The sequence below is a fragment of the Pseudomonas sp. O230 genome, from assembly GCF_045447035.1.
Classification (GTDB): Bacteria; Pseudomonadota; Gammaproteobacteria; order Pseudomonadales; family Pseudomonadaceae; genus Aquipseudomonas.
The window spans coordinates 195,447-220,800 of record NZ_JBJGXN010000011.1 but is presented as its reverse complement, the minus strand read 5'-3'; the positions used below and the strand labels follow the sequence as shown (position 1 = coordinate 220,800).

Annotated in this window: 26 protein-coding genes and 1 pseudogene; 13 read left to right on the top strand and 14 right to left on the bottom strand. The window is 60.1% G+C overall.

Annotation, left to right across the window (positions count from 1 at the left end; all coding sequences use genetic code 11):
• Positions 1-164 precede the first annotated feature (164 nt).
• Positions 165-1,460 (top strand): NCS2 family permease, encoded by a 1,296-nt coding sequence (locus ACI77H_RS24395; protein WP_407014201.1) that lies wholly within the window; start codon positions 165-167, stop codon positions 1,458-1,460.
• Positions 1,457-2,536, top strand: a complete 1,080-nt coding sequence (trmA, locus tag ACI77H_RS24390; RefSeq protein WP_407014200.1) for a tRNA (uridine(54)-C5)-methyltransferase TrmA — start codon at positions 1,457-1,459, stop codon at positions 2,534-2,536. Before ACI77H_RS24395 ends, trmA begins: the two co-directional genes overlap by 4 nt.
• Before the next feature lie 54 nt (positions 2,537-2,590).
• Here the strand turns inward: trmA and ACI77H_RS24385 are convergent, their stop codons facing one another.
• Together ACI77H_RS24385 and ACI77H_RS24380 are read right to left on the bottom strand one after the other, a co-directional pair.
• Positions 2,591-3,037: a DUF2442 domain-containing protein gene (locus ACI77H_RS24385; RefSeq protein ID WP_407014199.1), complete on the bottom strand. Its 447-nt coding sequence runs from the start codon at positions 3,035-3,037 to the stop codon at positions 2,591-2,593.
• Complete coding sequence (locus ACI77H_RS24380; RefSeq protein WP_407014198.1) at positions 3,034-3,462, bottom strand: DUF4160 domain-containing protein; 429 nt, start codon at positions 3,460-3,462, stop codon at positions 3,034-3,036. Before ACI77H_RS24380 ends, ACI77H_RS24385 begins: the two co-directional genes overlap by 4 nt.
• A gap of 213 nt (positions 3,463-3,675) precedes the next feature.
• Here ACI77H_RS24380 and ACI77H_RS24375 point away from each other — a divergent pair, with 213 nt between their 5' ends.
• From ACI77H_RS24375 to ACI77H_RS24365, 3 genes are all read left to right on the top strand, one after another.
• Entirely contained in the window at positions 3,676-4,587 is a 912-nt protein-coding gene (locus ACI77H_RS24375; RefSeq protein WP_407014197.1) for a LysR family transcriptional regulator, read from the top strand.
• A gap of 140 nt (positions 4,588-4,727) precedes the next feature.
• Positions 4,728-5,168, top strand: coding sequence for a type II 3-dehydroquinate dehydratase (gene aroQ / locus ACI77H_RS24370; RefSeq protein ID WP_407014196.1), 441 nt, complete (start codon positions 4,728-4,730; stop codon positions 5,166-5,168).
• A 5-nt stretch (positions 5,169-5,173) separates the two neighbouring features.
• Positions 5,174-6,028, top strand: coding sequence for a shikimate dehydrogenase (locus ACI77H_RS24365; protein WP_407014195.1), 855 nt, complete (start codon positions 5,174-5,176; stop codon positions 6,026-6,028).
• A gap of 86 nt (positions 6,029-6,114) precedes the next feature.
• Here the strand turns inward: ACI77H_RS24365 and ACI77H_RS24360 are convergent, their stop codons facing one another.
• Positions 6,115-6,792 (bottom strand): TetR/AcrR family transcriptional regulator, encoded by a 678-nt coding sequence (locus ACI77H_RS24360; RefSeq protein WP_407014194.1) that lies wholly within the window; start codon positions 6,790-6,792, stop codon positions 6,115-6,117.
• A 102-nt stretch (positions 6,793-6,894) separates the two neighbouring features.
• Entirely contained in the window at positions 6,895-8,796 is a 1,902-nt protein-coding gene (gene quiC, locus ACI77H_RS24355; RefSeq protein WP_407014193.1) for a 3-dehydroshikimate dehydratase QuiC, read from the bottom strand.
• Between the two features lie 433 nt (positions 8,797-9,229).
• Between quiC and ACI77H_RS24350 the strand changes: the two genes are divergently transcribed.
• Positions 9,230-10,486, top strand: a complete 1,257-nt coding sequence (locus ACI77H_RS24350; RefSeq protein ID WP_407014306.1) for an MFS transporter — start codon at positions 9,230-9,232, stop codon at positions 10,484-10,486.
• Positions 10,487-10,611: 125 nt separating this feature from the next.
• Here ACI77H_RS24350 and ACI77H_RS24345 read toward each other — a convergent pair whose 3' ends face one another.
• On the bottom strand, positions 10,612-11,490 hold the full coding sequence (locus ACI77H_RS24345; RefSeq protein ID WP_407014192.1) for a DMT family transporter: 879 nt from the start codon (positions 11,488-11,490) through the stop codon (positions 10,612-10,614).
• 162 nt (positions 11,491-11,652) lie between these two features.
• On the bottom strand, positions 11,653-12,429 hold the full coding sequence (locus ACI77H_RS24340; protein ID WP_407014191.1) for an IclR family transcriptional regulator: 777 nt from the start codon (positions 12,427-12,429) through the stop codon (positions 11,653-11,655).
• 257 nt (positions 12,430-12,686) lie between these two features.
• Between ACI77H_RS24340 and ACI77H_RS24335 the strand changes: the two genes are divergently transcribed.
• Complete coding sequence (locus ACI77H_RS24335) at positions 12,687-13,577, top strand: neutral zinc metallopeptidase (RefSeq protein ID WP_407014190.1); 891 nt, start codon at positions 12,687-12,689, stop codon at positions 13,575-13,577.
• Positions 13,578-14,537, top strand: coding sequence for an alpha/beta hydrolase (locus tag ACI77H_RS24330; protein WP_407014189.1), 960 nt, complete (start codon positions 13,578-13,580; stop codon positions 14,535-14,537).
• A 52-nt stretch (positions 14,538-14,589) separates the two neighbouring features.
• Here the strand turns inward: ACI77H_RS24330 and ACI77H_RS24325 are convergent, their stop codons facing one another.
• The 3 genes from ACI77H_RS24325 to ACI77H_RS24315 form a co-directional block, all read right to left on the bottom strand.
• Positions 14,590-15,183: an HAD family hydrolase gene (locus ACI77H_RS24325; RefSeq protein WP_407014188.1), complete on the bottom strand. Its 594-nt coding sequence runs from the start codon at positions 15,181-15,183 to the stop codon at positions 14,590-14,592.
• Entirely contained in the window at positions 15,180-16,049 is an 870-nt protein-coding gene (gene tesB, locus ACI77H_RS24320; RefSeq protein WP_407014187.1) for an acyl-CoA thioesterase II, read from the bottom strand. The genes ACI77H_RS24325 and tesB overlap by 4 nt, the downstream gene beginning before the upstream one ends.
• Positions 16,050-16,155: 106 nt before the next feature.
• Positions 16,156-16,725 carry a GNAT family N-acetyltransferase gene (locus tag ACI77H_RS24315; RefSeq protein WP_407014186.1) on the bottom strand — a complete coding sequence of 190 codons (570 nt, stop codon included), beginning with the start codon at positions 16,723-16,725 and terminating at the stop codon, positions 16,156-16,158.
• An 88-nt stretch (positions 16,726-16,813) separates the two neighbouring features.
• On the opposite strand from ACI77H_RS24315, the gene ACI77H_RS24310 reads away from it, so the two are divergent.
• Both ACI77H_RS24310 and ACI77H_RS24305 read left to right on the top strand, forming a co-directional pair.
• On the top strand, positions 16,814-17,734 hold the full coding sequence (locus tag ACI77H_RS24310; RefSeq protein WP_407014185.1) for a histone deacetylase: 921 nt from the start codon (positions 16,814-16,816) through the stop codon (positions 17,732-17,734).
• Between the two features lie 279 nt (positions 17,735-18,013).
• Entirely contained in the window at positions 18,014-19,255 is a 1,242-nt protein-coding gene (locus ACI77H_RS24305; protein WP_407014184.1) for a TIGR03862 family flavoprotein, read from the top strand.
• Between the two features lie 140 nt (positions 19,256-19,395).
• On the opposite strand, the gene ACI77H_RS24300 is transcribed toward ACI77H_RS24305, so the two are convergent.
• Positions 19,396-20,730 (bottom strand): DEAD/DEAH box helicase, encoded by a 1,335-nt coding sequence (locus ACI77H_RS24300; protein WP_407014183.1) that lies wholly within the window; start codon positions 20,728-20,730, stop codon positions 19,396-19,398.
• Between the two features lie 65 nt (positions 20,731-20,795).
• A complete protein-coding gene (yedA, locus tag ACI77H_RS24295) occupies positions 20,796-21,722 on the bottom strand; it encodes a drug/metabolite exporter YedA (RefSeq protein WP_407014182.1) in 927 nt (308 codons plus the stop codon).
• 165 nt (positions 21,723-21,887) lie between these two features.
• Between yedA and ACI77H_RS24290 the strand changes: the two genes are divergently transcribed.
• Positions 21,888-22,343, top strand: coding sequence for an Lrp/AsnC family transcriptional regulator (locus ACI77H_RS24290; RefSeq protein ID WP_407014181.1), 456 nt, complete (start codon positions 21,888-21,890; stop codon positions 22,341-22,343).
• A gap of 15 nt (positions 22,344-22,358) precedes the next feature.
• Positions 22,359-22,454, top strand: a pseudogene (locus ACI77H_RS24285) (metal ABC transporter ATP-binding protein); the annotation flags it as partial.
• 11 nt (positions 22,455-22,465) lie between these two features.
• On the opposite strand, the gene ACI77H_RS24280 reads toward ACI77H_RS24285, so the two are convergent.
• The 3 genes from ACI77H_RS24280 to ACI77H_RS24270 form a co-directional block, all read right to left on the bottom strand.
• Complete coding sequence (locus ACI77H_RS24280) at positions 22,466-23,077, bottom strand: PolC-type DNA polymerase III (protein ID WP_407014180.1); 612 nt, start codon at positions 23,075-23,077, stop codon at positions 22,466-22,468.
• Between the two features lie 22 nt (positions 23,078-23,099).
• A complete protein-coding gene (locus ACI77H_RS24275; protein ID WP_064675757.1) occupies positions 23,100-23,579 on the bottom strand; it encodes an NYN domain-containing protein in 480 nt (159 codons plus the stop codon).
• A 120-nt stretch (positions 23,580-23,699) separates the two neighbouring features.
• Positions 23,700-24,458 carry a DUF2076 domain-containing protein gene (locus tag ACI77H_RS24270; protein WP_407014179.1) on the bottom strand — a complete coding sequence of 253 codons (759 nt, stop codon included), beginning with the start codon at positions 24,456-24,458 and terminating at the stop codon, positions 23,700-23,702.
• Between the two features lie 179 nt (positions 24,459-24,637).
• Between ACI77H_RS24270 and ACI77H_RS24265 the strand changes: the two genes are divergently transcribed.
• Positions 24,638-25,312 carry a YciC family protein gene (locus tag ACI77H_RS24265; RefSeq protein WP_407014305.1) on the top strand — a complete coding sequence of 225 codons (675 nt, stop codon included), beginning with the start codon at positions 24,638-24,640 and terminating at the stop codon, positions 25,310-25,312.
• Positions 25,313-25,354: the final 42 nt, after the last annotated feature.

Here is a 25,354-nt window from a genome sequence, read left to right as displayed (position 1 = left end):
AACATCGACGACGATCACCACCATAAGCAGCCACAACCCCACGCGGCTGGTATGATGCGCGGCTTTTTCCGACCCACAGAAAATTACCAGGCGCCTGCAGCGGTCTGTGCTTTGCTGTTGAGGTCGATACATTCACGGCGCCGGGCGCGCCACGGGGAGCAGACATGCTGGAAAGGCTGTTTCAACTCAAGGCACACAACACCAACGTGCGGACCGAGATTCTTGCGGGCGTCACGACCTTCCTGGCCATGGCCTACATTCTGTTCGTCAACCCGAGCATCCTCGGCGAGACCGGCATGGACAAGGGCGCGGTGTTTGTCGCGACCTGCCTGGCCGCGGCCATCGGCTCCACGGTGATGGGCCTGATCGCCAACTACCCAATCGCCCTCGCGCCGGGCATGGGCCTGAATGCCTTCTTCACTTACACCGTGGTTCTGCACATGGGCCACACGTGGCAAGTGGCGCTGGGCGCGGTGTTCATCTCGGCGGTGCTGTTCTTCCTGCTGTCGATCTTCCGCATCCGTGAATGGATCATCAACAGTATTCCGCTGCCGCTGCGTTCGGCGATTGCTGCCGGTATCGGCCTGTTCCTGGCGCTGATCGCCCTGCACAACGCCGGCATCGTGGTCAGCAATCCGGCAACCATGGTCGGCCTCGGTGACCTGAAACAACCAGCACCGATCCTCGCCACCCTCGGTTTCGCCCTGATCGTGGCCCTCGAAGCCCTCGCCGTGCGCGGCGCGGTGCTGATCGGCATCCTGGCGGTGACCATCGTTTCGATCCTGATGGGCTTCACCCCGTTCGGCGGTGTGATGTCGATGCCACCCTCGCTGGCGCCAACCTTCCTGCAACTGGATATCAAGGGCGCACTGGACATCGGCCTGGTCAGCGTGATTTTCGCCTTCCTGTTCGTCGACCTGTTCGACAACTCCGGCACCCTCATCGGCGTCGCCAAGCGCGCCGGGCTGATGGGCAAGGACGGCCACATGCCGAAAATGGGCCGCGCCCTGATCGCCGACAGTACCGCGGCCATGGCCGGTTCGCTGCTGGGCACCTCGACCACCACCAGCTACATCGAATCCGCTGCCGGTGTCAGTGCCGGTGGCCGCACCGGCTTGACCGCCATCGTCGTCGCGATCCTGTTCCTGCTGGCGTTGTTCTTCTCGCCACTGGCCGCCAGCATTCCGGCGTACGCCACGGCACCGGCCCTGCTGTTCGTCGCGGTATTGATGACTTCCGGCCTGGCCGAAATAGACTGGGACGACATCACCGTTGCCGCACCGGTCGTGGTCACTGCGCTGGCCATGCCGTTCACTTATTCCATCGCCAACGGCATCGCCTTCGGTTTCATCTCCTGGACCGCGATCAAGTTGCTGTCCGGTCGCGGCCGTGAACTGAACCCGGCGCTGGTGATTCTGTCGATTCTGTTCGTGATCAAGTTGGGTTGGTTCAACGCATGACTTTTGATTCCCAGGCTTACACCGCTCAGCTCGAAGAAAAGGTCTCGCGCCTGCGCGACCTGCTGGCCCCGTTCAATGCACCTGAGCCGGCCGTGTTCGATTCGCCGCTGAAAAACTTCCGCCTGCGCGCCGAGTTCCGCTTGTGGCGTGAAGGCGGCGAGCGCCACTACGCGATGTTTTCCCAGGAAGACAAACGCACGCCAATCCTGATCGAAGAGTTCCCGATTGCCAGCCTGCGCATCAACGAATTGATGCCGCAACTGAAAGCCGCGTGGAAAGCCAGTGCGGCCCTGAGTCACAAGCTGTTTCAGGTGGAATTCCTGACCACCCTGGCCGGCGATGCAATGATCACGCTGTGCTACCACCGGCCACTGGATGAACACTGGCACGCGGCGGCATCAAAACTCGCCGCCGAGCTTAACGTCAGTGTGATCGGCCGCTCCAAGGGCAAACGCGAAGTGATCGGTCACGATTACGTGGTCGAAAAACTGCAAGTCGGTGGCCGCACGTTCAGCTACCGTCAGCCGGAAGGCGCGTTCACCCAGCCCAACGGCACCGTGAACCAGAAGATGCTCAACTGGGCTTTTGACGCGCTTGGTGATCGTCCGGACGATTTGCTGGAGCTGTATTGCGGCAACGGCAACTTCACGCTTCCGCTCGCTACCCGCGTGCGCAAAGTGTTGGCCACCGAAATCAGTAAGACCTCAGTCAACGCGGCATTGAGCAACCTCAGCGAAAACGCGGTGGATAACGTCACGCTGGTGCGTCTGTCCGCCGAAGAGCTGACTGAAGCCCTGAATGAAGTGCGCCCGTTCCGTCGCCTGCAAGGCATTGACCTCAAGAGCTACGAATTCGGCAGCGTCTTCGTCGACCCGCCTCGCGCCGGCATGGACCCGGACACCTGCGAACTGACCCGGCGCTTCGACAACATCCTGTACATCTCCTGCAACCCGGAAACCCTGGCGGCCAACATCGCCCAACTGCACGACACCCACCGCATTACTCAATGCGCGATGTTCGACCAGTTCCCATGGACGCATCACATGGAATCCGGAGTGTTGTTGACCCGCCGTTGATTGCAGCCGTCCGATACAAAACAGCCGTCAGTTCGACGGCTTTTTTGTGCGCGTTCATTCGGTGACTTCTGGCTTGCGCGGACGCCCGCCCTTGCGGCCATTAGCCCGTGCAGCCTCGGCTTTGGCGGCGCTGCTTTGGCGCCCATTGCGAGAAGCGATGACCGAGGCGGCCATGTCCATCAGCGGCTTGCTCGCGGAGATCATGCCGGCGATGGAGACTTGCAGATCCTTGCCCTCATGGCAGAGGGCCGTTCCGGAAAAGCCGACTGTCAGCCCGGCGAAATCCTCGACCTCGAAATCATCGAATTCGGGATAGTGCTGCACGGGCAGCAGCACGCCACTGCCATCAATGAAACTGACGGCCAGACATGGTTCCACGAAGGACACGGCAGTCGCTTGCAAACCGCTTTTGTGACGCACTTGCCCTCGACGGATGGCTTCATCCAGCACGTCTTCGGTGACGGGCCGATCGGCCAGTATGCTTGCTTCTATCGTTTTCATAGTTTGATCTCCACGCCCTCCCAAACACCGATCAGCGACAGCAGGGTCTTGTTCGTCTCGGGTTCATAGCAAGCCGAATAAATCATGTTGCTCGTAGTGGAAATCCTTTTTGCCACCACGACTTCGCCGGTTTGCCAGTCCCATATCTGATGGTCGAGGCAGACCGTGTGCAGCTTTTCCCACCAGATGCTCCGGGCGCGACGCAAGTGCGCGGGTTGTCTGAGCGCGTGACGCAATCCTTCCAGCACGGCCACCGGTGGCCGGTTTGAATGAGGCACCACGTCCCACAGCTCTACACTGTTGTGCCAAAAACTGAATTTGAAGCGTGCGCTCCAGCTTCCGGCATCCACATGTGCGTGCGGTGGACAATGCTCGTCGCGGAGCATGATCACCACTGAAAGCCCTTTGTAGCTGAACAATTTCATGCTAACCCATCCGTTAGGTTAATGAGCCCAAGGACTCGACATTCCTTTAAAAATCCGATAACCGGTAGGCGTGCACTTTGCCAACCGAACTTGAGGCTAGCGTTCCCACGCGTATCGGGCGCGGCGATCCGGGGCAAAAATGGTAAGCAATCCTTTCCGCAATTTGATAAACACTGCATCAAGCCCTTCATTTGATCCCCGGTGTAATCAATCATGCAGCGAACATTCGACGATCTTCAGCTCGGCAGCATCGAACTGTTTTGCCTCGCCGCCGAAGCAGGCAGTTTTACCGCTGCGGCGCTGGTGGCCGGCGTGACCCCCGCAGCAGTGAGCCGTTCTGTATCGCGCATGGAAGAACGCCTGGGCGTACGGCTATTCGCGCGCACCACTCGCAGCGTCAAACTGACCGACAGCGGGCGCCGCTATTACGAAGAATGTCGCCAGGCGCTGGCGCAACTGGTCGAGGCGCAACGCGAGGTCATGGGCCAGCAGCAGGAGCCTTCCGGCACGTTGCGCATCAGTATTCCGACGACGTATGCCCATCACCGGATCCTGCCGTTGCTGCCGGCGTTTCGGGAGCGTTTCCCGCAGGTGAAAGTCGAGTCGCACATCAGCAACCGCAACATTGATTTCGTCGGTGAAGGCTATGACCTGGCCATCCGCGTGCGGGCGATTCCGGATTCCGGGTTGATCGCCCGGCAACTGGAGGACGCAGAATTGGTGATGATCGCCAGCCCCGATTACCTGAAGCGCGCGGGCCTACCGCAAACCCTGGATGACCTGAAAAAACACGAATGCATCCAGTATGATTTGCCCAGCAGCGGTCGGCGCATCGCCTGGCTGTTCAACGACGATGGTGTGCAGCGCGAAATTCTCGCCGAGGGCGATCTCAGTTGTTCTGACGACGTTCTGGGCGGTGTGACCCTGGCCAAACATGGGGCAGGCCTGTTCCAGACCTATCGTTTCATCGTCGAAAAGGAATTGGCCGATGGCTCGCTGGTGGAAATCCTCAAACCTTACGGCGGGCGCTCTCGGCCATTCACCCTCCTTTACCCGCAAAGCCGCCATGTGCCTCTGCGGTTACGAGCGTTTATTGATTTTCTGGTAGAGCGTTTGCCACGCTGAATAGTCGAAAGCGTCCGATCACCGCACACAAAGCTCCGTAGCGGCGCCTCTTTAATTGACCAAATTAACCATCTAGTACAATTTATCTCCACAGGCTGAAGCATCAGCCGATGCCAAGAACAATAAGTGGAGAGACCTTGATGAACCCTATCGTTCTGGTGCTCAACGGCCCGAACCTGAACCTGCTGGGCACGCGTGAGCCGGCGACTTACGGCCACGAAACCCTGGCGGATATCGCCGCGTTGTGCGGCCGGGCCGCCGAAAAGTTCGGCCTGGCGGTGGAGTTTCGCCAGACCAACCATGAAGGCGAACTGCTCGACTGGATTCACGCCGCCCGCGGTCGTTGCGCCGGGATCGTCATCAACCCCGCCGCCTGGACCCACACCTCGGTTGCCATTCGTGATGCCCTGGTCGCCAGCGAATTGCCGGTGATCGAGGTCCATCTGTCCAACGTCCATGCTCGCGAACCCTTCCGCCACCACTCCTTTGTTTCAGCCATAGCCACCGCAGTAATGGCCGGTTTCGGCAGCCACGGCTATCGCCTGGCGCTGGAGCATTTCAGCCTGCGCTTGAAAGGGTGAACACAGTGACTCAGAACAACGCGGTACTGGCCGGGCTGATCGGCGCCGGCATTCAGGCGTCCCGTACGCCCGCCCTGCATGAACATGAAGGCGACGCCCAGGGTTTGCGTTACCTCTACCGCCTGATTGACCTCGATCAGTTGCAACTCGACAGCAACGCCCTGCCCGACCTGTTGATGGCGGCCGAGCGCATGAACTTCACTGGTCTGAACATCACCTTCCCCTGCAAGCAGTCGATCATCCCGTTGCTCGACGAATTGTCGCCGGAAGCCCGCGGCATCGGCGCGGTGAACACGGTGGTGTTGAAGGACGGTAAACGCATCGGCCACAACACCGATTGCCTGGGTTTTGCCGAAGGTTTTCGCCGTGGCTTGCAGGGCGTTGCCGCTGAGCGTGTGGTCCAGATGGGCGCCGGTGGTGCGGGTGCTGCGGTGGCCCACGCGCTATTGAGCGAAGGCGTACAGCGGCTGACTATTTTCGACATGGAAATCAGTCGCGCGCAGAGTCTGGCGGACAATCTCAATCAGCATTTCGGCGCTGGCCGAGCCGTGGCGGGTCATGATTTGCCGAACACGCTGGCTCAGGCTGACGGCCTGGTAAACACCACGCCCATGGGCATGAAAAAACTGCCGGGCATGCCGGTCCCGGTGGAGTTGCTGCGGCCACAGTTGTGGGTGGCGGAGATCGTTTATTTCCCGCTGGAAACCGAACTGCTGCGCAACGCCCGCGCCTTGGGTTGCCGGACACTGGATGGCGGCAACATGGCGGTGTTTCAGGCGGTGAAGGCGTTTGAGCTGTTCAGTGGCGTGGTGCCGGATGTGCAGCGAATGCTGGCGCATTTTCAAAGCATGAATGGCTGAGGTAGAAGACCTGTAGGAGCCAGCTCGCCGGCGATGGTGCCCTTGAGAACGCTATCGCCGGCAAGCCGGGCTCCTACAAAAAAGCATCACGCCTGCAGGTATCGCAGAACCGACTCGCAAATCATCTCCCGATGACGCTGTTTGATGCTTTCGTCCGGCAGGTCGATCTGAAAAATCTCACTGAAGGTATGACGGTTCGACACGCGATAGAAGCAGAACGAACTGATCAGCAGATGCACATCCAACGGATCAAGCCCTGCCCGGAACACACCCTCTTCAGCGCCGCGACGCAATATCACGCCCAGTGAATCAAGAATGGTGTTGTTCATCGCCTTGATCGCATCGGAACGCTTCACGAATTCGGCGTTGTGAATGTTCTCGATGCAGACGATGCGCACGAAATCGACATTGCGATCATGGTGATCGAAGGTGAACTCCACCAGCCGCCGAATCGCTGCCACCGGCGCCAGTTCGGCCAGGTGCAGGCGGTTCTCGGTGTTGCGAATATCGCCATAGAGTTTCTCCAGCACCTCGATGTAGAGCTGTTCCTTACTGCCGAAGTAGTAATAGATCATGCGTTTTGAGGTGTGGATGCGCTCGGCGATCGCATCGACGCGAGCGCCGGAAAGTCCCTGCTGGACGAACTCGACAATGGCTTCTTGAAGAATGTTCTCGCGGGTCTTTTCCGGGTTGTTCTTGCGGCTCTTGCGCGGCTCGGCCATGGGTTCGTCGGGCGCTACGGAGAGTTCTGGGGTTATTGTCATTGCGGGCTCACGGCCATCACTGCACAGGCTGGCGATTATGAGCCGCACCGCACAGTGAAGGAAGCTGCGCGGCAGCGGTTTAACCTCGCGTTTACCAAATCCCTACAACTTGGCCTGACGAATGGCACCGCTGCGCGATTTGGCCATCGCCGCCAGTCGCACCGCCACGTTGGCCGCGCCGTAACCGGCATAACCATTCTTGCGCTGGATGATTTCAAAGAAGAACCGCCCTTCGAAGGGCTCGGTGTAGACATGGAACAGCTCACCGCCCTGGGCATCACGGTCGTAGAGCACGTTGTAATAGGCCAGTTCGCTGAGGAACTCATCATCGAAATCGAACCGCGCAGCCAGGTCGTCGTAATAGTTGAGCGGGATATCCAGCAGCGGTACACCCGCCTCCTTGGCGCGACTGACTTCGGCAAAGATATCGTCGCAGTCAAACGCAATGTGATGCACACCGGAGCCGCGATAACTCGACAGCGCGTGTGAGATCGCGGTGTTACGGTTCTCGGAAATGTTCAGCGGCAAGCGGATCGAACTGTCGCGGCTGCGCAGCGCCCGGCTCTTCACCAGACCGTAGGGGTCCGGCAGCACCACTTCGTCGTCGGCTTCAAAATCCAGCAGGCTCTTGTAGAACAGCACCCAACTGTCGAGGCTGTCAGCCGGCAAGGCCATGGCCATGTGGTCGATGCGCTTGAGGCCACCGCTGGCCGTTGCCGTCGGTTGCAGATTGAAGTCCGTGCCGTAGACGTCGGCGTCCTGGTCCACCAGATAAATCAGGCTGCCATCCGGCGCACGCACCGCGGCCAGCTCCAGTTCATTGGGGCCGACCAGTCCGCGATACGGCTGGCCTTTGTAAGCCACGGCCCGGGCCAGTGCGCTGGCGCTGTCGTTGACCCGCACCGCAGTGGCGCACAGCGACGGGCCATGAGCCTCGAAAAAGCTGTGAGCAAACGAGTAGGGCTCGGAGTTGAGGATCAGGTTGATGTCGCCCTGACGCATCAGGCTCACACTTTTGGAGCGGTGTTGGCCGGCCTTGACGAAGCCCAGCCGCTCCAGCCAATGAGAGAGCCTGGCGCCGAGGCTTTCGTCCACGGCGAACTCAAGAAATTCGATACCGTTGTATTCACTGGCCTTCGGCGTCTCGAACAGAATCTCCGGATTGGCCGCTGGTTTGGCTTCCTGCGCCAGCCGTTCGCGGGTTTTCTCTTCCAGGTACAGCAACGAACGCAAACCGTCGGCGGCGTTGGCCCGTGGCGGCGCGGCGCGGAAGCCGTCGTTGAAGATTTCCAGCGACAAAGGCCCGGTGTAGCCACTTTTGATAATCGGTGCGAGGAACCCCGGCAAATCGAATTCGCCCTGGCCCGGGAAGCAGCGAAAATGCCGGCTCCATTCCAGCACGTCCATGGCCAGGATCGGCGCGTCGGCCATTTGCACGAAGAAAATTTTATCGCCGGGAATTTCGGCGATGGCACTCGGATCGCCCTTGAGCGACAACGTGTGAAAACTGTCCAGCAACACGCCGAGGCTCGGGTGATCCGCCTGGCGAACGATGTTCCACACCTGTTGCCAAGTATTGACGTGGCGACCCCAGGCCAACGCTTCGTAACCGATTCGCAGGCCACGCGCACCGGCGTGTTCGGCCAGCAGGCGCAAGTCATCGACGAGGATTTGCTCATCCCCCACGGAATCGGCGGACGCATTACTGCACACCAGCACCAGGTCAGTGCCCAATTCCTGCATCAGGTCGAACTTGCGCTCGGCCCGTTCCAGATTGCGCGGCAGACGGTCGCGGCGGCAGCCTTCGAAATCGCGGAACGGTTGAAACAGCGTGATGGCGATCCCGAGATCGGCGCACATCTGTTTAATTTCCCGAGGACTGCCGTCGTAGTAGAGCAGGTCATTCTCGAAAATCTCCACCCCGTCGAAACCGGCGGCGGCAATGGCTTCGAGTTTTTCCGGCAGGGTACCGCTCAAGGACACGGTGGCAATGGAACGCTGCATGTTTCGACTCCCGGTGGTGGAGACCGTCTTGTTGTGGGCATAGCACGCGTTTTTGTAGGAGCCCGGCTTGCCGGCGATGGCAACTTCGCGGACGCCATCGCCGGCAAGCCGGCTCCTACAAGGGACTGCGTTTTTCTTGACGTGAATTATTGGCTGCAAGATCCTGCACAGCAATTCAAAGTGTACTACCCAGTTAGTTTTGCGTGCGATTATCGAACACAATGGCCTTTGGCGAATTGACGATTTTTCGTCCACTGCCCACCATCCACTACACATTGAGTCCGGTCACAACCAGCGGTCTCGGTGACCCAAGACTCAAAACACCACATAAAAATAATCGGTGGCCTACATGACTCCTTCCCAAAGCTCTCCCGTGGAGCGCTCCTCCACGACTCCTGCCGTCGGCGGTATCGGCGATAAAATCCGTGGCGCCATGGCTGTCGGCAAAACCCGCTGGGGCATGCTGGCGCTGGTGTTTTTCGCCACCACCCTGAACTACGTCGACCGCGCCGCACTGGGCGTGATGCAGCCGATCCTGGCCAAGGAAATGAGCTGGACGGCGATGGACTACGCCAACATCAACTTCTGGTTCCAGGTCGGTTACGCCATTGGTTTCGTGCTGCAAGGCCGACTGATCGACCGGGTCGGCGTGAAACGCGTGTTCTTCTGCGCGGTGCTGCTCTGGAGCCTGGCGACCGGCGCCCATGGTCTCGCCACCTCGGCGGTCGGCTTCATGGTCTGCCGCTTTATCCTCGGGCTGACCGAAGCCGCCAACTACCCGGCCTGCGTGAAGACCACGCGATTGTGGTTCCCGGCCGGTGAACGCGCCGTGGCCACCGGCATCTTCAACGCCGGCACCAACGTCGGTGCGATGTTCACGCCGATGTTGCTGCCGCTGATCCTGCACGTGTGGGGCTGGCAGGCTGCGTTCCTGTGCATGGCATCACTGGGCGGGATCTGGTTGCTGTTCTGGGGTTTGAAGTACTTCAACCCGGAGGAACACCCAAGCGTCAAACAATCGGAACTGGACTACATCCAGAAGGACGTCGAACCGGAACAATCCCGCGTACCGTTCTCGAAGATCCTGCGCATGCGCGGCACCTGGGCGTTCGCCCTCGCCTACTCGATGACGGCGCCGGTGTTCTGGTTCTACCTGTACTGGCTGCCACCCTTCCTCAATCAGCAATACAACCTGGGGATCAACGTGACCCAGATGGGTATCCCGCTGATCATCATCTACCTCACGGCCGACTTCGGCAGCGTCGGTGGCGGCATCCTGTCCTCGTTCCTGATCGGCCGCGGCATGAACCCGATCAAGGCGCGGCTGATGTCGATGTTCCTGTTCGCCTGCTGCATCGTCGGGGTGATCATGGCCGCCGGTTCGAGCAGCCTGTGGGTGGCAGTGTTTGCGATCTCCCTGGCCATCGGTGCACACCAGGCCTGGACCGCGAACATCTGGAGCCTGGTCATGGACTACACGCCTAAACACATGATGAGTACAGTGTTCGGCTTCGGCGGCATGTGCGCCGCGATCGGCGGGATGTTCATGACCCAGTTGGTCGGCCACATTCTGACCGTCACCAACAACAACTACACCGTACTGTTCACCATGATTCCGGCGATGTACTTCATCGCGCTGACCTGGATGTACTTCATGGCGCCACGCAAGATTCCGACCGTCACCGAGTAAAAGTCTGACGCAATACCCCCTGTGGGAGCGAGCTTGCTCGCGATAGCGGAATGTCATTCAACATTAACGTTGACTGAACTATCGCCATCGCGAGCAAGCTCGCTCCCACAGTTTTTTATGACTTTCTACTTACGACTCTGCTGCCACGCCGCCGCCAAACCGCTGCAGCAAATCACCGCGATCCCGACCACTGTGGTCAGGGTCGGCGTGTGGGAAAACAGCAACCAGCCCAACAAACCAGCGAAGACAATCTGGCAATAGCCGAACGGCGCCAACAGCGCCGGGGCGGCGTAGCGGAATGCCTGAGTCAGAAACAAGTGCGCCGTCATTCCGCACGCGCCCAACGCGACCATCATCAATCCGTGCCCAAGGCTCGGTACTTGCCAGAAGAATGGCACCAGGGCGCTCATCACCAGGGTGTTGCACAACCCGGCGAAGAAGTTGCTGGTGGTCGGGCTGTCGATGCTGCTGAGCTTGCGGGTGAGCAATTGATAGAAGCAGAAAAACAGTGCTGAACAGAGCGGTAGCAACACCGCTGGCGTGAACAGATCGCCGCCGGGGTGGACGATGATCACTACGCCGATAAATCCGCAAATCACCGCGATCCATTGACCGCGGGTGACACGTTCACCCAGCAGTGGCACCGACAGCGCGGTCACCAGAACCGGTGCCAGAAAGTTGACCGCCGTGGCTTCGGCCAACGGGATGTACTGCAAACCGGTGGTGAAAAACAGACTGGTGCCCAACAGACACAATGCCCTCAGCAGCTGCATCAACGGCCGCTTGGTGCGTAGGACTCGCAGCCCGGATTGCGGCAGAAAAATCCCGGCCATCAGCAAGGTGTGAACCACATAGCGGGCCCACACCACCATCACGATTGGATAAAACCCCGAGAGATACTTCGACAAGGCGTCGTGACTGGAAAACAGAAAGGTCGCCAAAACGATCAGCAAAATCCCTTTGAAGGGTTGGTTTACGCCGGAGAGCGGGGTGCTGACGGTCATAGGTTTCCCTTGCGCGTTGCGAATTCCAATAATTTAGAACCGAGTTCCAAATTCTTACATAGCCACACCCTGAAAGTGGGCGAACAGCGCACAATTTTCCGGAAAACACCCTTTACTGTAGGAGCAAGCTCGCTCCTCCAACGAATAATGGGTGCATCCAAATTAATTGAAGAATTCAGACGCCAGGCTTGCGGCAGACAACTCCTCGGTAAATTTCAACAGCAGCGGCGCCAATTCATGAAGGCGAGCGCCAGGCATCCGCGCGCTTGGGCCGGCGATGCTCAATACACCGATCACCCGCCCATCGTTGGGATGCCGAACGACCGCCGCAATCGCCGAAGTGCCCACCGCCGAACTCTCCTCGACCCAGGCGTAGCCTTGCTCACGCGCCAAACGCAGCCGTTCCAGTAATTCGATGTTGGAGCGCGGCGCGTTCGGCCCCAGATCTTTCGGCCGGTCGCCCCCCTGCCGCTCCACCAGCGACAACGCTTCGGCATCGCTCATGCACGCCAGCCATGCATGGCCAGACGCCGTATAAAACAAGGGGGCGTCGCGCCCCATGTCCGGGTCGTAGCGCAAACCCGAACGGGCCCCCTGGGATTTGGCGATCCAGATCTGCCGCTCACCTTCGATAACACCCAGGCGCACCAGTTCACCCGTCTCATTGGCCAGACGATCAAGCACCGGCTGTACGATATCGACGCCGCTACCCGCCAGGTATTGAAAACCCATCGCTACCAGTTTGGTTGACAAGTGGTAGCGCTGATTCTCCGGATTCTGCCGCACATAACCCAGCCGAATCAGCTCCGCGAGCAAACGGTGGGTTGCGCTTTTAGGGATGTCCAGTTGCTCCGCGAGCATCTGCATAGGCAAACCGCGGGGATCACGGGTGAGGCTTTCAAGCACGTTGAAGACGCGTTCGATCTGACTGCCGGCCATGGGAGGTTCCGAATTCGATTTGCCCTGATTCTAGAAGACGAACCGCGTAAAGCGAAATCTGGAACCCGAGGTTCGACAGACGCAGACATTCGACTGTTTGATAAAAACCCGTCCCCTGAGGGAATTCGATGGGGTATCCATGTTCCTACAGCCTGCAAGACTCCCGAACAACCAGCAAAAAAAGCCGGACGACCGGACTGGCGCTGCTCTCACTCACCAGCAACACTCATCCCCACGGACAATCAGAGGAATCCCACATGCTATGGAAAAAAGGCCGGCGCAGCGACAACGTGGTCGACGCCCGTGGTGATGATGTCGGCGGTGGCGGCGGGATGCGCTTTGGTGGCGGCAAGGGCCTGAGCCTGACCGCGATCATTCTGATTGTCGGCATCGGCTGGATGACCGGCCAGGACCCGTTGCAGATCCTCGGCCAACTGACCGGGCAAATGACCGAGCAATCGGCACCGGCCTCGACGCAAACCCGCAAGGCACCGCCGGCCAATGACGAAGGGGCCGAATTTGTACGTTCGATCCTCGGTGACACCGAAGACACCTGGGGCCAGATTTTCCAGCAGGCCGGCCGGCAGTATAAAAATCCGACGCTGGTGCTGTTCAGCAACCGGGTGAACTCGGCGTGCGGCCTCGCGACGTCGGCGACCGGGCCGTTCTATTGCCCGGCAGACCAGAAGGTTTACCTGGACATGAGCTTCTTCCAGGAAATGTCGCAACGCTTTTCCGCTGCGGGTGATTTCGCTCAGGCCTACGTGATCGCTCACGAAGTCGGACATCACGTTCAGACCTTGCTCGGTGTCTCGGCGAAAATTCAGACCGCCCGTCAACAAGGCCGGCAAATGGAAGGCGACGGTGGTTTGCTGGTGCGCCAGGAACTGCAAGCGGATTGCCTGGCCGGTGTCTGGGCCAACAACGCGCAGCAGCGCCTGAACTGGCTGGAACCGGGCGATATCGAAGAAGCCTTGAATGCCGCCAACGCCATCGGCGACGACCGCTTGCAACAGCAAGGTCAGGGTCGCGTGGTGCCGGACTCGTTTACCCATGGCACGTCAGCGCAAAGGGTGCGCTGGTTCAAAACCGGATTTGCACAAGGCCAGGTGGGCCAGTGCGATACCTTTGCGGCGAAAAATCTGTAAATGAATAAGTGGCTGCTGGCTCTGTTGTTCACCTGCGCAAGTACCCTGGCTGCCGAGCAGGGGGTCAAGGAGATCAGCCCCGGACGGCTGTTGTTGAAAGAAGGTGAGATGGCGGTGGGCATTGGCCCGGCGCCGGCGAAAATCGAACGCGTGCTGATCATCATCCATGGACGGTTGCGCAACGCCGAAACGTATCGCCAGAGCGCCGAGCGTGCGGCGGAACTGGCCGGGCAAAGCGCGAATACGCTGGTGATTGCACCGCAATTTCTCAATGAGACCGACGTGGCACTCCAGCCAGTGGCCGACACCGTGTTGCGCTGGCAGGGCAATGACTGGATGGCCGGCGGTTTATCCTCCGCTCCGTTTGCCCTGAGTTCCTATGGCGCCCTCGATCAAATCATCGCCCGCTTCGCTGATCGTCAGCAGTTCCCGGACCTGAAAGAAGTCGTGATTGCCGGGCACTCCGGTGGCGCTCAGGTGGTTCAGCGTTATGCGTTGTTGAGTCACGATCAACCGGAGCTCAAGGCTGCGGGCGTGCACGTGCGCTATGTCATCGCCAACCCGTCTTCTTACGCATACTTCGATGAACGGCGGCCGGTGGCGTTCAGTCACGCCGGTTGCCCGGAGTTCAATCGTTGGAAGTATGGGCTGACAGATTTACCGGCTTACGCCGAAGGACAAACGCCTGCCCAGTTGGAGGAAAATTACCTCCAGCGCGACATCGTTTATCTGCTGGGGCAGCAGGACATCGACCCTAATCATCCGGCGCTTGATAAAGGCTGTGAGGCGAAAGCCCAAGGCGCTAATCGATTGGTTCGCGGACTCAATTATTTTGATTTCTTGAAGCGCAGTCACCCGCAAGGATTGAATCAGCAATTGATCGAAGTGCCAGGGGTCGGGCATAACGGGGATGGGATGTTTACGTCGCCGCAGGGGCAGAAGGTTTTGTTTGGGCAGTGAGCGTAGGAGTGTTTGATCTGACGTCTTCGCCGGCAAGCCGGCGATGAGGCGCTCAAGCCAACAACATTTCCCGCAACACCACACAATCCACCGCATGCCAATCAGTCAGTTCCGGCCACGGGTTATCCGGCAGATTCACCAACACCGTACGAGCCCCCGCCGCCCGGCCGCAATCCAGATCGAAGCGGTAATCACCGACCATCACCATCTCGCTCGCCGGCACGTGCCAGGCCTCGGCCAGTTTGAGCAAACCGCCGGGATGCGGTTTCGGCGGCGCTTCATCACGTCCCAGAACATCTTCGACCGCGAAGCAGTCCGCCAGGCCAATGGCCTCCAGGGTGACATGCGCCAATTCCCGCGCATTGCGCGTGAGAATGCCCAGACGATAACCGCGCCCTGCCAACTCACGCACCAACTCGACGGCACCCGGTGCCGGTTTCGAACCCAGCGCCAGATCCCGTTCATGTTCCAGCAACCACGCGTGTTTGGCTGCAGCTTCAGCGGCCGGCAACGCCGCGAGGTGGGTCAGAATGTCGTCTTCGGCAGGGATCGCCAAGGCCACGCGAATCGCCGCGAAATCATGCACGGCCACCGTCAGGGTGCCGTCCATGTCGAACACCCAGTGCCGCACCTCGGCCAGGCTCATGCCCAATCCTTGCGGTGACGAATCAGGCCTTCCTGAGTGACCGAGGCCACCAGTTGCCCGGCACGGTTGAACACGCTGCCGCGAGAGAAACCGCGGGAATTACCTGCCCAAGGGCTGTCCATTGCGTAGAGCAACCAGTCATCGGCACGCAGGTCGGCGTGGAACCACAGTGAATGATCAAGGCTGGCAACCTGCATGTCTTTCTGCCAGACCGACTTGCCGTGCGGCTGCATCGACGTGGTCAGCAAACCGAAATCCGAGGCGTAGGCCAGCAGGTATTTGTGCAGCGCCGGCGTATCGGCCAAGGCACCGTCTGCACGAAACCAGACGTACTTGATCGGATCGGACGGTTGCGGGTTGTAGGGGTCTTTCTCGGTAACCGGGCGGAATTCGATCGGTTTCGGGCACAGCAATTTTTCGCGCATGTGCTCGGGAATCAGGTGCGCACGCTGCTGGGTCAGTTCCAGCTCCGAGGGCAGGTTTTCCGGGCCGACCACCACCGGCATCTCGGCCTGGTGCTCGAAGCCTTTTTCGTCGTACTGGAACGAGGCGCTGCAAGTGAAGATCGGGTTGCCCTTCTGGATCGCCGTCACCCGCCGCGTGCTGAAACTGCCGCCATCGCGCACGCGGTCAACCTGATACACCACGGGCAACGCGGAATCGCCCGGACGCAGGAAGTAACCGTGCATCGAATGCACATGGCGCGCGGCTTCGACCGTCTGACTGGCCGCCGACAGGGACTGACCGATCACCTGACCGCCGAACAACTGACGAAAACCCAGGTCCTGACTGCGGCCACGGAACAGGTTTTCTTCGATTGGTTCCAGGGTCAGCAAGTCGACCAGATCATCCAACACTTGGCTCATTCAGACTCTCCTCACACAACGCTATGCCGCGCAGTCTTGGCTGCGGCGGTCGATTCAGGTTCTGGCCGGGGCCATCATTGGCGCCATTGTAAACGTCCGGGCCGGCTTATCCATGCAAGGTTTGCAGCCATTGTTCACGGGTAATGCGGTACAGCACATGGTGACGCAGAGGATGATCGGCCGCGAGCTTCGGGTGCTCGAAGTCATCGGTTGAATCATGGTGCATGCCGATGGCCTGCATGACTTTTTCCGAAGGCGTATTGGTTTGGCTGGTGAAGGACACGACCTCTTTCAGCGCCAAGCGGTCAAACCCGCAGCGCAGAGCGGTCCACGCCGCTTCACTGGCATAACCCAGGCCCCAGTGCTCGCGGGCCAGGCGCCAGCCAATCTCGATGGCCGGGGTGAAGGGCGCGTCGAAACCAACCACACCGAGCCCGGTAAAACCGATAAATGCGCCGGTGTCCTTACGCTCCAGCGCCCAGAGACCGAAACCATGCTCGGCGAAATGCCCACGAATACGTCCGATCAGCGAAGCACTGTCCAGTCGGCTCAAGGGTGCCGGAAAATAGCGCATCACCTGTGGGTCGGCGCACATCGCCGCAAACGCCGGCAAATCCTCATCACACCACTGCCGCAGCAGCAGCCGCGCGCTCTCGAGTTCCAGTATCGGCTCCATCGTGCCCCTCCGTTTCGATGCCGCAAGTCTACAACGCTGGTAGGATCGTTCACTCATCCCTACACGCCGTACTCAATAAAAGCCCGCCATGCCGCTGCCGCTGATCTACCACGAAGACTACAGCCCCGAGTTTCCGGCCGACCATCGCTTCCCCATGGACAAGTTTCGCCTGCTGCGCGATCACCTGGTGGACAGCGGCCTGACCCGGGACGCCGACCTGCTGCGCCCGCAACTCTGTCCACCGCAGATTCTCGCCCTCGCGCATGACGCTGCCTATATCGAACGCTACATGAGTGGTGAGTTGTCCCGCGAAGACCAGCGGCGCCTCGGTCTGCCGTGGAGTGAAGCGCTGGCCCGGCGCACGGTGCGGGCGGTCGGCGGGTCGTTGCTGGCGGCGGAACAGGCGCTGGAACATGGACTGGCCTGTCACCTGGCTGGGGGCACGCATCACGCGCATTACGACTACCCGGCGGGGTTCTGCATCTTCAACGACCTAGCGGTGATCAGCCATTACCTGCTGGAAAGCGGTCGTGTGAATCGGGTGCTGATCTTCGATTGCGACGTGCATCAGGGCGACGGGACTGCACGCATCCTGCACAACACCCCGGACGCGGTGACCGTGTCCCTGCACTGCGAGAAGAACTTTCCTGCACGCAAAGCCGAAAGTGACTGGGACATCCCGCTGCCCAAAGACATGGGCGATGCCGACTACCTGAAGGTGGTGGACGACGCGCTGAATTATTTGCTGCCGCTCTATCAACCGGATCTGGTGTTGTACGACGCCGGGGTCGATGTGCATAAGGATGACGCGCTCGGTTACCTGAAGCTGACAGACGAAGGCGTGGCTGCGCGGGATGAAAGCGTCATGCGCCACTGTCTGGGCCGTGACATTCCGGTGGTCGGGGTGATTGGTGGCGGGTATAGCAAGGACCGCAAGGCATTGGCGCGGCGGCATGGAATCCTCCATCACAGCGCGCAACGGGTGTGGACGTCATCAGGCTGTCATTGAGGTGTGCGTCTTTACCCACAATGCCTGTGGAACTGCCTGTGGATAACCTGAGTGAAAGGGCCTGCAGGCCATGTTGCATATAGCCTGCAACGGGGTGATTGTTTTTTGATCAGTTCTTGTAAACACCGACGATCCCTGTAGGAGCGGGCTTGCCCGCGATAGCGATTTAACAATCACATCGATTTCGTCTGCCCCACCGCTATCGCGAGCAAGCTCGCTCCCACAGGGATTTGGGCTGGTAGAATGCCCGGCTTATTCCGTCATACCGCAGCGCTTCCCATGACCCAGCCCAACACTTCCCTCCCCCCTCACGTCGCCATCATCGGCGGCGGCCCCGCCGGCCTGATAGCCGCCGAAGTGTTGAGCCTGGCCGGAATCAAGGTCGACCTGTACGACGGTATGCCTTCGGTAGGCAGGAAATTTCTCCTCGCGGGTGTCGGCGGCATGAACATTACCCATTCCGAAGCCTACCCGGCCTTTCTCTCACGCTACGCCGAGCGTGCACCGCAGATTGCACCACTGCTGCGTGCCTTTGGCGCCGAGGCGCTGTGCCAGTGGATTCATGACCTGGGCATCGAAACCTTTGTCGGCAGCTCCGGTCGAGTGTTTCCGACCGACATGAAAGCCGCGCCGTTGTTGCGCGCCTGGCTCAAACGCTTGCGAGATGCCGGTGTAGTTATCCACACCCGCCACCGCTGGCTTGGCTGGGACGACAACGGTGGATTGCTCATCGCAAGTCCCGACGGTGAACAAACCATTCACCCCGACGCCACCTTGCTGGCCCTCGGCGGCGGCAGTTGGTCACGTCTCGGTTCCGACGGCGCGTGGATGTCGCCACTGGAGCAACGCGGCGTAGGACTTATGCCTTTGCAGCCGAGCAATTGCGGCTTCGAGGTGCAGGCCTGGAGCGAATTGATGGTCAGCAAATTCGCTGGTGCGCCGTTGAAAAACATCGCCATCGGTCTCAATGACGATATTCCGCGACTCGGGGAATGTGTGATTACGGCCACCGGCATTGAAGGCAGCTTGATCTACGCCCTGTCGGCTCCAATCCGCGAAGCCATCAATCAGCATGGCTCGGCGACCATTCACCTCGACCTGTTGCCGGGCCGACCTGTGGATAAAGTACAGGCGGCACTGAGCAAACCACGCGGGTCTCGTTCCATGTCCAAACACCTGCACAGCCAGCTCGGGATTGATGGCGTGAAAGCGGCGTTGCTGCGCGAACTGACTGCGGCGCAATGCTTCGCCGATCCGGCATTACTGGCCAAAGCGATCAAAGCGTTGCCACTGACGCTGGTGAAAACCCGCCCACTGGATGAGGCCATCAGCAGCGCCGGTGGCGTGATGTTCGAGTCAATGGATGAACGCTTGATGCTCAAGCAACTGCCAGGCGTGTTTTGCGCGGGGGAAATGCTGGATTGGGAAGCGCCGACGGGGGGCTATTTGCTGACCGCGTGTTTCGCCAGTGGGCGAGCGGCGGGGTTGGGGATGGTGGAGTGGCTCAAGCACAAGTCTTGAGACCGAGGCGCGCCCTTCGCGAGCAAGCCCGCTCCCACATTTAGACCGAGTTATTCCAGACAGAATGCGGTCAAATTGTGGGAGCGGGCTTGCTCCGGGCGGCGTTCCGACGAAGGCGTCTTAACAGACGCCGCAGCTGATCAAGGCTTCTTCTTACGCGGCCCAGTATTGAACACCGGCACCTTTCGCACTGGCTTGATCGAAGGCTCCGGCGCCGAAGCATCCCCACTCTCGACCCATTTACCCAAATTGCGTTTACCGCCACCGGACGTTTTCGGCTTCTTCGGCTTTTTCGGTTTCTTCACCACCTGACCGCTGGCATCGGTATCCGGCACGCGGTGCTCAGGTTCAAAGTCATGCTCCATCTGCCGAGGCAACGTCTGACGCGTCAACGTCTCAATGGCTGACAGCAAATTCACTTCATCGGCACAAACCAGCGAAATGGCCTGCCCGGTGGCACCCGCACGGCCGGTACGACCGATGCGGTGAATGTAGTCCTCGGCCACGATCGGCAAGTCGAAGTTGACCACCAACGGCAGATCTTCGATGTCCAGGCCTCGGGCCGCGACGTCGGTGGCCACGAGAATCTGCACTTCGCTGGCCTTGAACCGGTCCAGCGCGCGCTGGCGGGTGGCTTGCGGTTTGTCACCATGGATGCCGTCGGCGTTGATGCCCAGGCCCTGGAGTTTTTCCACCAGCGCGTCCACGCCATTGCGGGTCTTGGCGAACACCAGCACCTGCTTCCACTTGCCCTTGCGCAACAAGTGGATGAACAGTTCCGGCTTGCGCTTCTTGTCCACCGTCACCACCCACTGTTTAACGGTGTTGGCCGCAACGTTGCGCGGGCTGACTTCGATGCTCAGCGGATCGTTGAGCATTTGCCCGGCCAGCAGGCGAATCGCATCGGAGAAGGTCGCGGAGAACAGCAGTGTCTGACGTTTCTTCGGCAGCACCCGGTAAATGTTCCCCAGCTCCTCGGAAAAGCCCAGGTCGAGCATGCGATCCGCTTCGTCCAGCACCAGGGTTTGCAGCTGGTTGAACTTCAGCGCGTTCTGACGGAACAGGTCGAGCAAGCGGCCCGGCGTCGCCACCAACAGGTCGACGCCTTTGCGCAGCTTCATCATTTGCGGGTTGATGCTGACGCCGCCGTACACCGCGTACGTGCTCAACGGCAGGTTCTCGGCGTACTGACGCACGGCTTCGTGAACCTGTTCGGCCAATTCGCGGGTCGGCACCAGGATCAGCGCGCGTACTGAGTTGGCGGTGACTTTCGGCCCTTCCATGGCCAGCAATTGCAGCAGCGGCACAGCGAAACCGGCGGTCTTGCCGGTGCCGGTCTGGGCGGCGGCCATCAGGTCACGACCGGCCAGCACCGCCGGAATGGCTTGCGCCTGAACCGGCGTCGGGGTCTGGTAGCCGAGCGTCTCAAGAGAGCGCAGCAAGGGTTCGATCAGGCCAAGGGTGGCGAAAGTCATGGGATTACCGTAGGAAAATTCAGCGCGATTGTGCAAAGCAAGTGTGCAATGGCGCGCAGTTTACCCTAATTCACGCTCGATTCTGTCTGCACCACGGCAGCCGGTCGTTGCGGCGCCCGGCGCCACTGCGGCAAACCGATCAACACCACGGCACTGATGATCACCAACATGGCCAGCGCTTCTTCGATACCGATGGTCTCGCCGACAAACACGATCCCCAGCAACACCGCCACCGCCGGGTTGACGTAGGCATAACTGGTGGCCGCCGCCGGACGCACGTTTTTCAACAGGTACATATAGGCGTTGAAGGCGATGATCGAACCGAAGAAGGTCAGGTAGGCCAGTGCCGCCCATCCTTCGATCGGCGGCATGGCTTGCAGATGCTCACCGCTCACGGCACTGCCGATCAGCAGCGCCACGCCACCCACCAGCATTTCCACGGCACTGGCCATCGCGCCCTGGGGCAGCGGCAAGTGCTTGCTCCACACCGAACCAAACGCCCAGGAAGCCGCGGCGAATATCAGCAACAGGGCACCCAGCGGGCTCGATTGCAGGTTGGAACCGAGGTTGAGCATGGCAATGCCAATCAACCCGAGCACAATCCCCGCCCATTCGAGACGGGTATTACGCGCGCCCCAGAAATATCCACAGAGCAAGGTAAACAGCGGCACCGTCGCCACCGCCAATGCGGCGACGCCGGACGCGACGCCCATGTGCTCCGCCACACTGACCCCGCCGTTACCGCACGCCAACAGCAAAATCCCGATAATCCCCGCCGCTTTCCACTGCGCCCAGGTCGGCGCCGGCGCCCCGCGCCAGCGCAGGAACGCGTACATCAAGGTTCCGGCGATGACGAAGCGAACCCCGGCAAGCAGCAAGGGCGGCCAATATTCCACGCCGATACGAATCACCAGGTAAGTCGAACCCCAAATCACGTACAAGGCGAAAAAGGCAGCGATCAACGGCAAGGGAAAACGGCGCAGGCCAGGCATGGGGGCAGCTCGCAGGCAAGGACAAATGAACAGCTATTCTAGAAAGGCCAACGGCGGAAAATAAGTTACAAAACCTGTTTATAGCGCCGGTACACTTTTCAAAGCACGGAGATCAGCGCTATAAACCGTGCTTTCGAAAGTCAGCCATTTTTCAGGAATCCGACCATGGACAAATACGACCGCATGCTCCTCAGCGCCCTGCTGGAAAACGGTCGTGCGTCCTACGCCGACCTCGCGCGCAAGGTCAACCTGTCCGCCCCGGCCGTGGCCGAGCGCGTGGCCAAACTCGAAGCCAGCGGAGTGATTACCGGTTATCAGGCAAAAGTCGACATGGCCAAGCTCGGGCTGCCGATCCAGTGCGTCATCGAACTGCGCCTGAACCAGCACGGCAACCAAAAGGCCTACGACGACCTGATCAAAATCCCACAGCTGACCGAATGCCACCGGGTGACGGGCGATCCCTGCGTGATCATGCAAGCGGCGGTGGGCTCGATGCCGGAGCTGGAGGAGCTGATCAACCGGATTGCCAAATTCGGGTTCAGCAAGACGTCGATTGTGTTGTCGAGCGCGATAGAGAAGCGGGTGCCGTTGGGGCACATCGAAGGGAATGGCAAAGGTTAATAGAACACCGCCCCTGTGGGAGCGGGCTTGCTCGCGAAAGCGGAGTGTCAGTCAACATCAATGGTGAATGACCCACCGCATTCGCGAGCAAGCCCGCTCCCACAGGGGAGTTTGTGGTGTTCTTAGAACCCGCGATGGCGCTTGAGGTGCTCATTGATCTTCGCCGCCGGGACTTTCTGCAAGCTCACCAGCAGATCATGGGATAACTCGCGCAACCCGTGCTTCTGCCGCAGTTCCTGCGCCAGATGCGCCGTCAGGTTGGCGGCCATCTCGGCATCCGCCATCGCCCGGTGAGCCTTGCCAGTGTTGGGCAGGCTGGCGAAGGTGGTGAGCGTCCCGAGTTTGTGATTCGGTGCAGCGGGCATCAGGCGGCGGGCGAGGAGCAGGGAGCAAGCAAAGTTCTGCAAGCGCGTGCGTTTGATCCGTCCCAGTTCAAAGTCCCAGAACTTCTGGTCGAACGCGGCATTATGCGCGAGCAACGGAGTGCAGCCGACGAATTCGTTGACTTCGTTCATCACCTGCTCGGCTGAAGGCGCGGTGCGCAGTATGGCGTTGCTGATACCGGTGAGTTGTTCGATAAAGGCCGGGACGCGTACGCCGGCGTTCATCAGGCTCTGGTAACGCTCGACGATGCGCCCCTGTTCAAGGATCACCACGGCAATTTCCGTGGCCCGGCAGCTGCTGCTCGGGGAGATCCCGGTGGTTTCAAAGTCGATGACTGCTATGCGTTCCAAACCTGTTTCAACTCCGTAAAAATCAATTCTTGAGCAGTAATGCGCCTTCGATCGGCACGTAGCGGCTGGCGGCGCGGATCAGCGAGTTGGCTGTCAGGCCAGGCACGCCGTAGGCCACGGCTTGCACGCCGTGCTTGGCGATGATGCGCTCCAGCAGCATGTCGAAATCGCCATCGCCGGAGGCCAGCACCACTTCGTCGACGTGGTCGGCGGCGTCCATGATGTCGAGGGTGATGCCCACGTCCCAATCGCCCTTGGCCGAGCCGTCGCTGCGCTGGATGTAGGGTTTGAGCTTCACGGTGAAACCGAGGTTGCGCAGGATCTGCTGGAACTGCTGCTGCTTGCTGTCACCACGATCGATCGCGTAGGCGTAGGCCTCGACGATCTCGCCCTGTTTGCTGATGTCAGCCCACAGCGCGGCGTAGTTGAAGTGGCAACCATAGGCCTGACGCACGGTGTAATAGAGGTTTTGAACGTCGGCGAACACTGCAATTTTTTTCACCGGTTTTCCTCAAGGCAGGATCAGGCACCGGGCCCGAAAAGTTGCCCAGTATGCCAGCCTGGAGGATTGTTCCGCGAATAATCGGCCCGGAGCGCCGCAGCGCTCCGGACGAATGGCGTGTCAGACGAAGGAATCGTCGTCGCCGCCGAAGAACGATGAACTGTCATCGCTGTAATCCGTGTCGGCGTAACCGCCCTGATCACTGGAGGCGTTGTCCGCCACGCGCTGGTCATCGCCCCAGCCGCTATCGCCGCTGTGATCATTGACCTGAGCCGGCTCTTCCTTAATGACTTCGACGACTTCCTGAGGCTGCTGATTGCTGTGGAACAGGCTGCTAATGCCTTGTGCCAGCATCACGCCACCCGCCACACCGGCGGCGGTTTTCAGCGCACCACCGAGGAAGCTGCTGCCGGCCGCAGGCGCCTGCTGCTGCGGCGCGTAGTTCTGCTGCGGTGGCGGTGCAGCAAAATTCTGCTGTGGCGGCTGCGCGTTGAACGACGGCCGCCCCGGCTCACGCCAGCCACCGTTGGAGGGCGGCGCACTCTGAGCAGGCGCTTCCCGGGAACTGCCGCCGAAAATACTCGATAAGAAGCCACCGCCGCTCGGCGCCGGAGCCGCCGTCTGCGCTTTGGCCGATTGCAGTTCGGCCTGCAATTGCTGGACTTGCCGGGTGAGTTGCTGGTTCTGTGCGTCGAGGCTCTTGATCGCGGCCTCCTGCACCAGAATCGCCTGGGTCATGAAGTAGCCCGCCGCCGGTTGGCGAGTCAGATGCTCCTTGATCCGCGCCTCAGCCTGGGCGTCACGCGGGGCTGAGTCCGTTTCGGCCTGTTGCAGCCGGGAAAACAGTCCATCGATCAGGGTTTGTTCTTCGCTGTTCATGGCGACCTCGTAGATTGCCGGGGGAAATCGTTGACCTTCTCCAAGGAGGATACGGCGCTCGACCTTAATGGAGGCTGAAACAAGTTGTTTCAATGACCTTTACCGAACGTTTACGTTTGCGCCGCGACGCGCTGCATCGGTTAAAGTGGCCCACTGCTTTCAACCTGCGATACCGACTGATGAATCCGTTCGATGTACTGCGTGACTCTTTGTATTTCTTCAAGCGCAATCTGAGCCAGATCGTGCAGCTGTGCCTGCCGCTGGTGATCCTCGAAGCGCTGCTGCAACAAGTGGTCGACCACACGACCGAACCGGGCAGCTTCCCCGGTATCAGCGTGATCGTCGGCCTGTTGGTGTATCCGCTGTACACCGGCGCGCTGATCCTGTTTCTCGACGCGCGCAGCCGTGGCGAATCACCGCGTAACCGTGACCTGCTGACAAGGTCCGCCTGGCTGTGGCCGCGCTTCGCCCTGCTGACCGCGCTCAATACCTTGCTGATCCTGCTCGGCCTGTCGCTGTATTTCCTGCCGGGCATCTGGCTGATGGTGACCCTGGCGTTCGGCGAATACCTGCTGGTGCTGCGCGGCATGGCGCCACTGGCGGCAATGAAAGAAAGCCTGCGCCTGACCCGCGGTCATTTCCTGCGCATTCTGGTGTGCATTCTGTGTGTGATGGGGCCGTTGTGGTTGCTCAAGGGCTTGAGCCTGGAGGTTTACCCGGAGCCGCAGAACCCGGTGATTTCCCTGCTGATCGACAGCGCCCACAGCTTCCTGCAACTGTTCACCAGCGTGGTGTTGTTCCGTTTGTTCATGCTGATCAGCGATGCTCCCGAGAAAAACGACCGGCCGCTCTAAGCGTGGGCTTCGGCCCCGCTCTCGGTTATGCTCGGGGCCATC

Bases quoted from the DNA above. Each gene is read 5' to 3' on its own strand.
- ACI77H_RS24395 (WP_407014201.1), top strand. From the start codon at position 165: ATGCTGGAAAGGCTGTTTCAACTCAAGGCACACAACACCAACGTGCGG.
- trmA (WP_407014200.1), top strand. From the start codon at position 1,457: ATGACTTTTGATTCCCAGGCTTACACCGCTCAGCTCGAAGAAAAGGTC.
- ACI77H_RS24385 (WP_407014199.1), bottom strand. From the start codon at position 3,037: ATGAAAACGATAGAAGCAAGCATACTGGCCGATCGGCCCGTCACCGAA.
- ACI77H_RS24380 (WP_407014198.1), bottom strand. From the start codon at position 3,462: ATGAAATTGTTCAGCTACAAAGGGCTTTCAGTGGTGATCATGCTCCGC.
- ACI77H_RS24375 (WP_407014197.1), top strand. From the start codon at position 3,676: ATGCAGCGAACATTCGACGATCTTCAGCTCGGCAGCATCGAACTGTTT.
- aroQ (WP_407014196.1), top strand. From the start codon at position 4,728: ATGAACCCTATCGTTCTGGTGCTCAACGGCCCGAACCTGAACCTGCTG.
- ACI77H_RS24360 (WP_407014194.1), bottom strand. From the start codon at position 6,792: ATGACAATAACCCCAGAACTCTCCGTAGCGCCCGACGAACCCATGGCC.
- quiC (WP_407014193.1), bottom strand. From the start codon at position 8,796: ATGCAGCGTTCCATTGCCACCGTGTCCTTGAGCGGTACCCTGCCGGAA.
- ACI77H_RS24350 (WP_407014306.1), top strand. From the start codon at position 9,230: ATGGCTGTCGGCAAAACCCGCTGGGGCATGCTGGCGCTGGTGTTTTTC.
- ACI77H_RS24345 (WP_407014192.1), bottom strand. From the start codon at position 11,490: ATGACCGTCAGCACCCCGCTCTCCGGCGTAAACCAACCCTTCAAAGGG.
- ACI77H_RS24340 (WP_407014191.1), bottom strand. From the start codon at position 12,429: ATGGCCGGCAGTCAGATCGAACGCGTCTTCAACGTGCTTGAAAGCCTC.
- ACI77H_RS24335 (WP_407014190.1), top strand. From the start codon at position 12,687: ATGCTATGGAAAAAAGGCCGGCGCAGCGACAACGTGGTCGACGCCCGT.
- ACI77H_RS24330 (WP_407014189.1), top strand. From the start codon at position 13,578: ATGAATAAGTGGCTGCTGGCTCTGTTGTTCACCTGCGCAAGTACCCTG.
- ACI77H_RS24325 (WP_407014188.1), bottom strand. From the start codon at position 15,183: ATGAGCCTGGCCGAGGTGCGGCACTGGGTGTTCGACATGGACGGCACC.
- tesB (WP_407014187.1), bottom strand. From the start codon at position 16,049: ATGAGCCAAGTGTTGGATGATCTGGTCGACTTGCTGACCCTGGAACCA.
- ACI77H_RS24315 (WP_407014186.1), bottom strand. From the start codon at position 16,725: ATGGAGCCGATACTGGAACTCGAGAGCGCGCGGCTGCTGCTGCGGCAG.
- ACI77H_RS24310 (WP_407014185.1), top strand. From the start codon at position 16,814: ATGCCGCTGCCGCTGATCTACCACGAAGACTACAGCCCCGAGTTTCCG.
- ACI77H_RS24305 (WP_407014184.1), top strand. From the start codon at position 18,014: ATGACCCAGCCCAACACTTCCCTCCCCCCTCACGTCGCCATCATCGGC.
- ACI77H_RS24300 (WP_407014183.1), bottom strand. From the start codon at position 20,730: ATGACTTTCGCCACCCTTGGCCTGATCGAACCCTTGCTGCGCTCTCTT.
- yedA (WP_407014182.1), bottom strand. From the start codon at position 21,722: ATGCCTGGCCTGCGCCGTTTTCCCTTGCCGTTGATCGCTGCCTTTTTC.
- ACI77H_RS24290 (WP_407014181.1), top strand. From the start codon at position 21,888: ATGGACAAATACGACCGCATGCTCCTCAGCGCCCTGCTGGAAAACGGT.
- ACI77H_RS24270 (WP_407014179.1), bottom strand. From the start codon at position 24,458: ATGAACAGCGAAGAACAAACCCTGATCGATGGACTGTTTTCCCGGCTG.
- ACI77H_RS24265 (WP_407014305.1), top strand. From the start codon at position 24,638: ATGAATCCGTTCGATGTACTGCGTGACTCTTTGTATTTCTTCAAGCGC.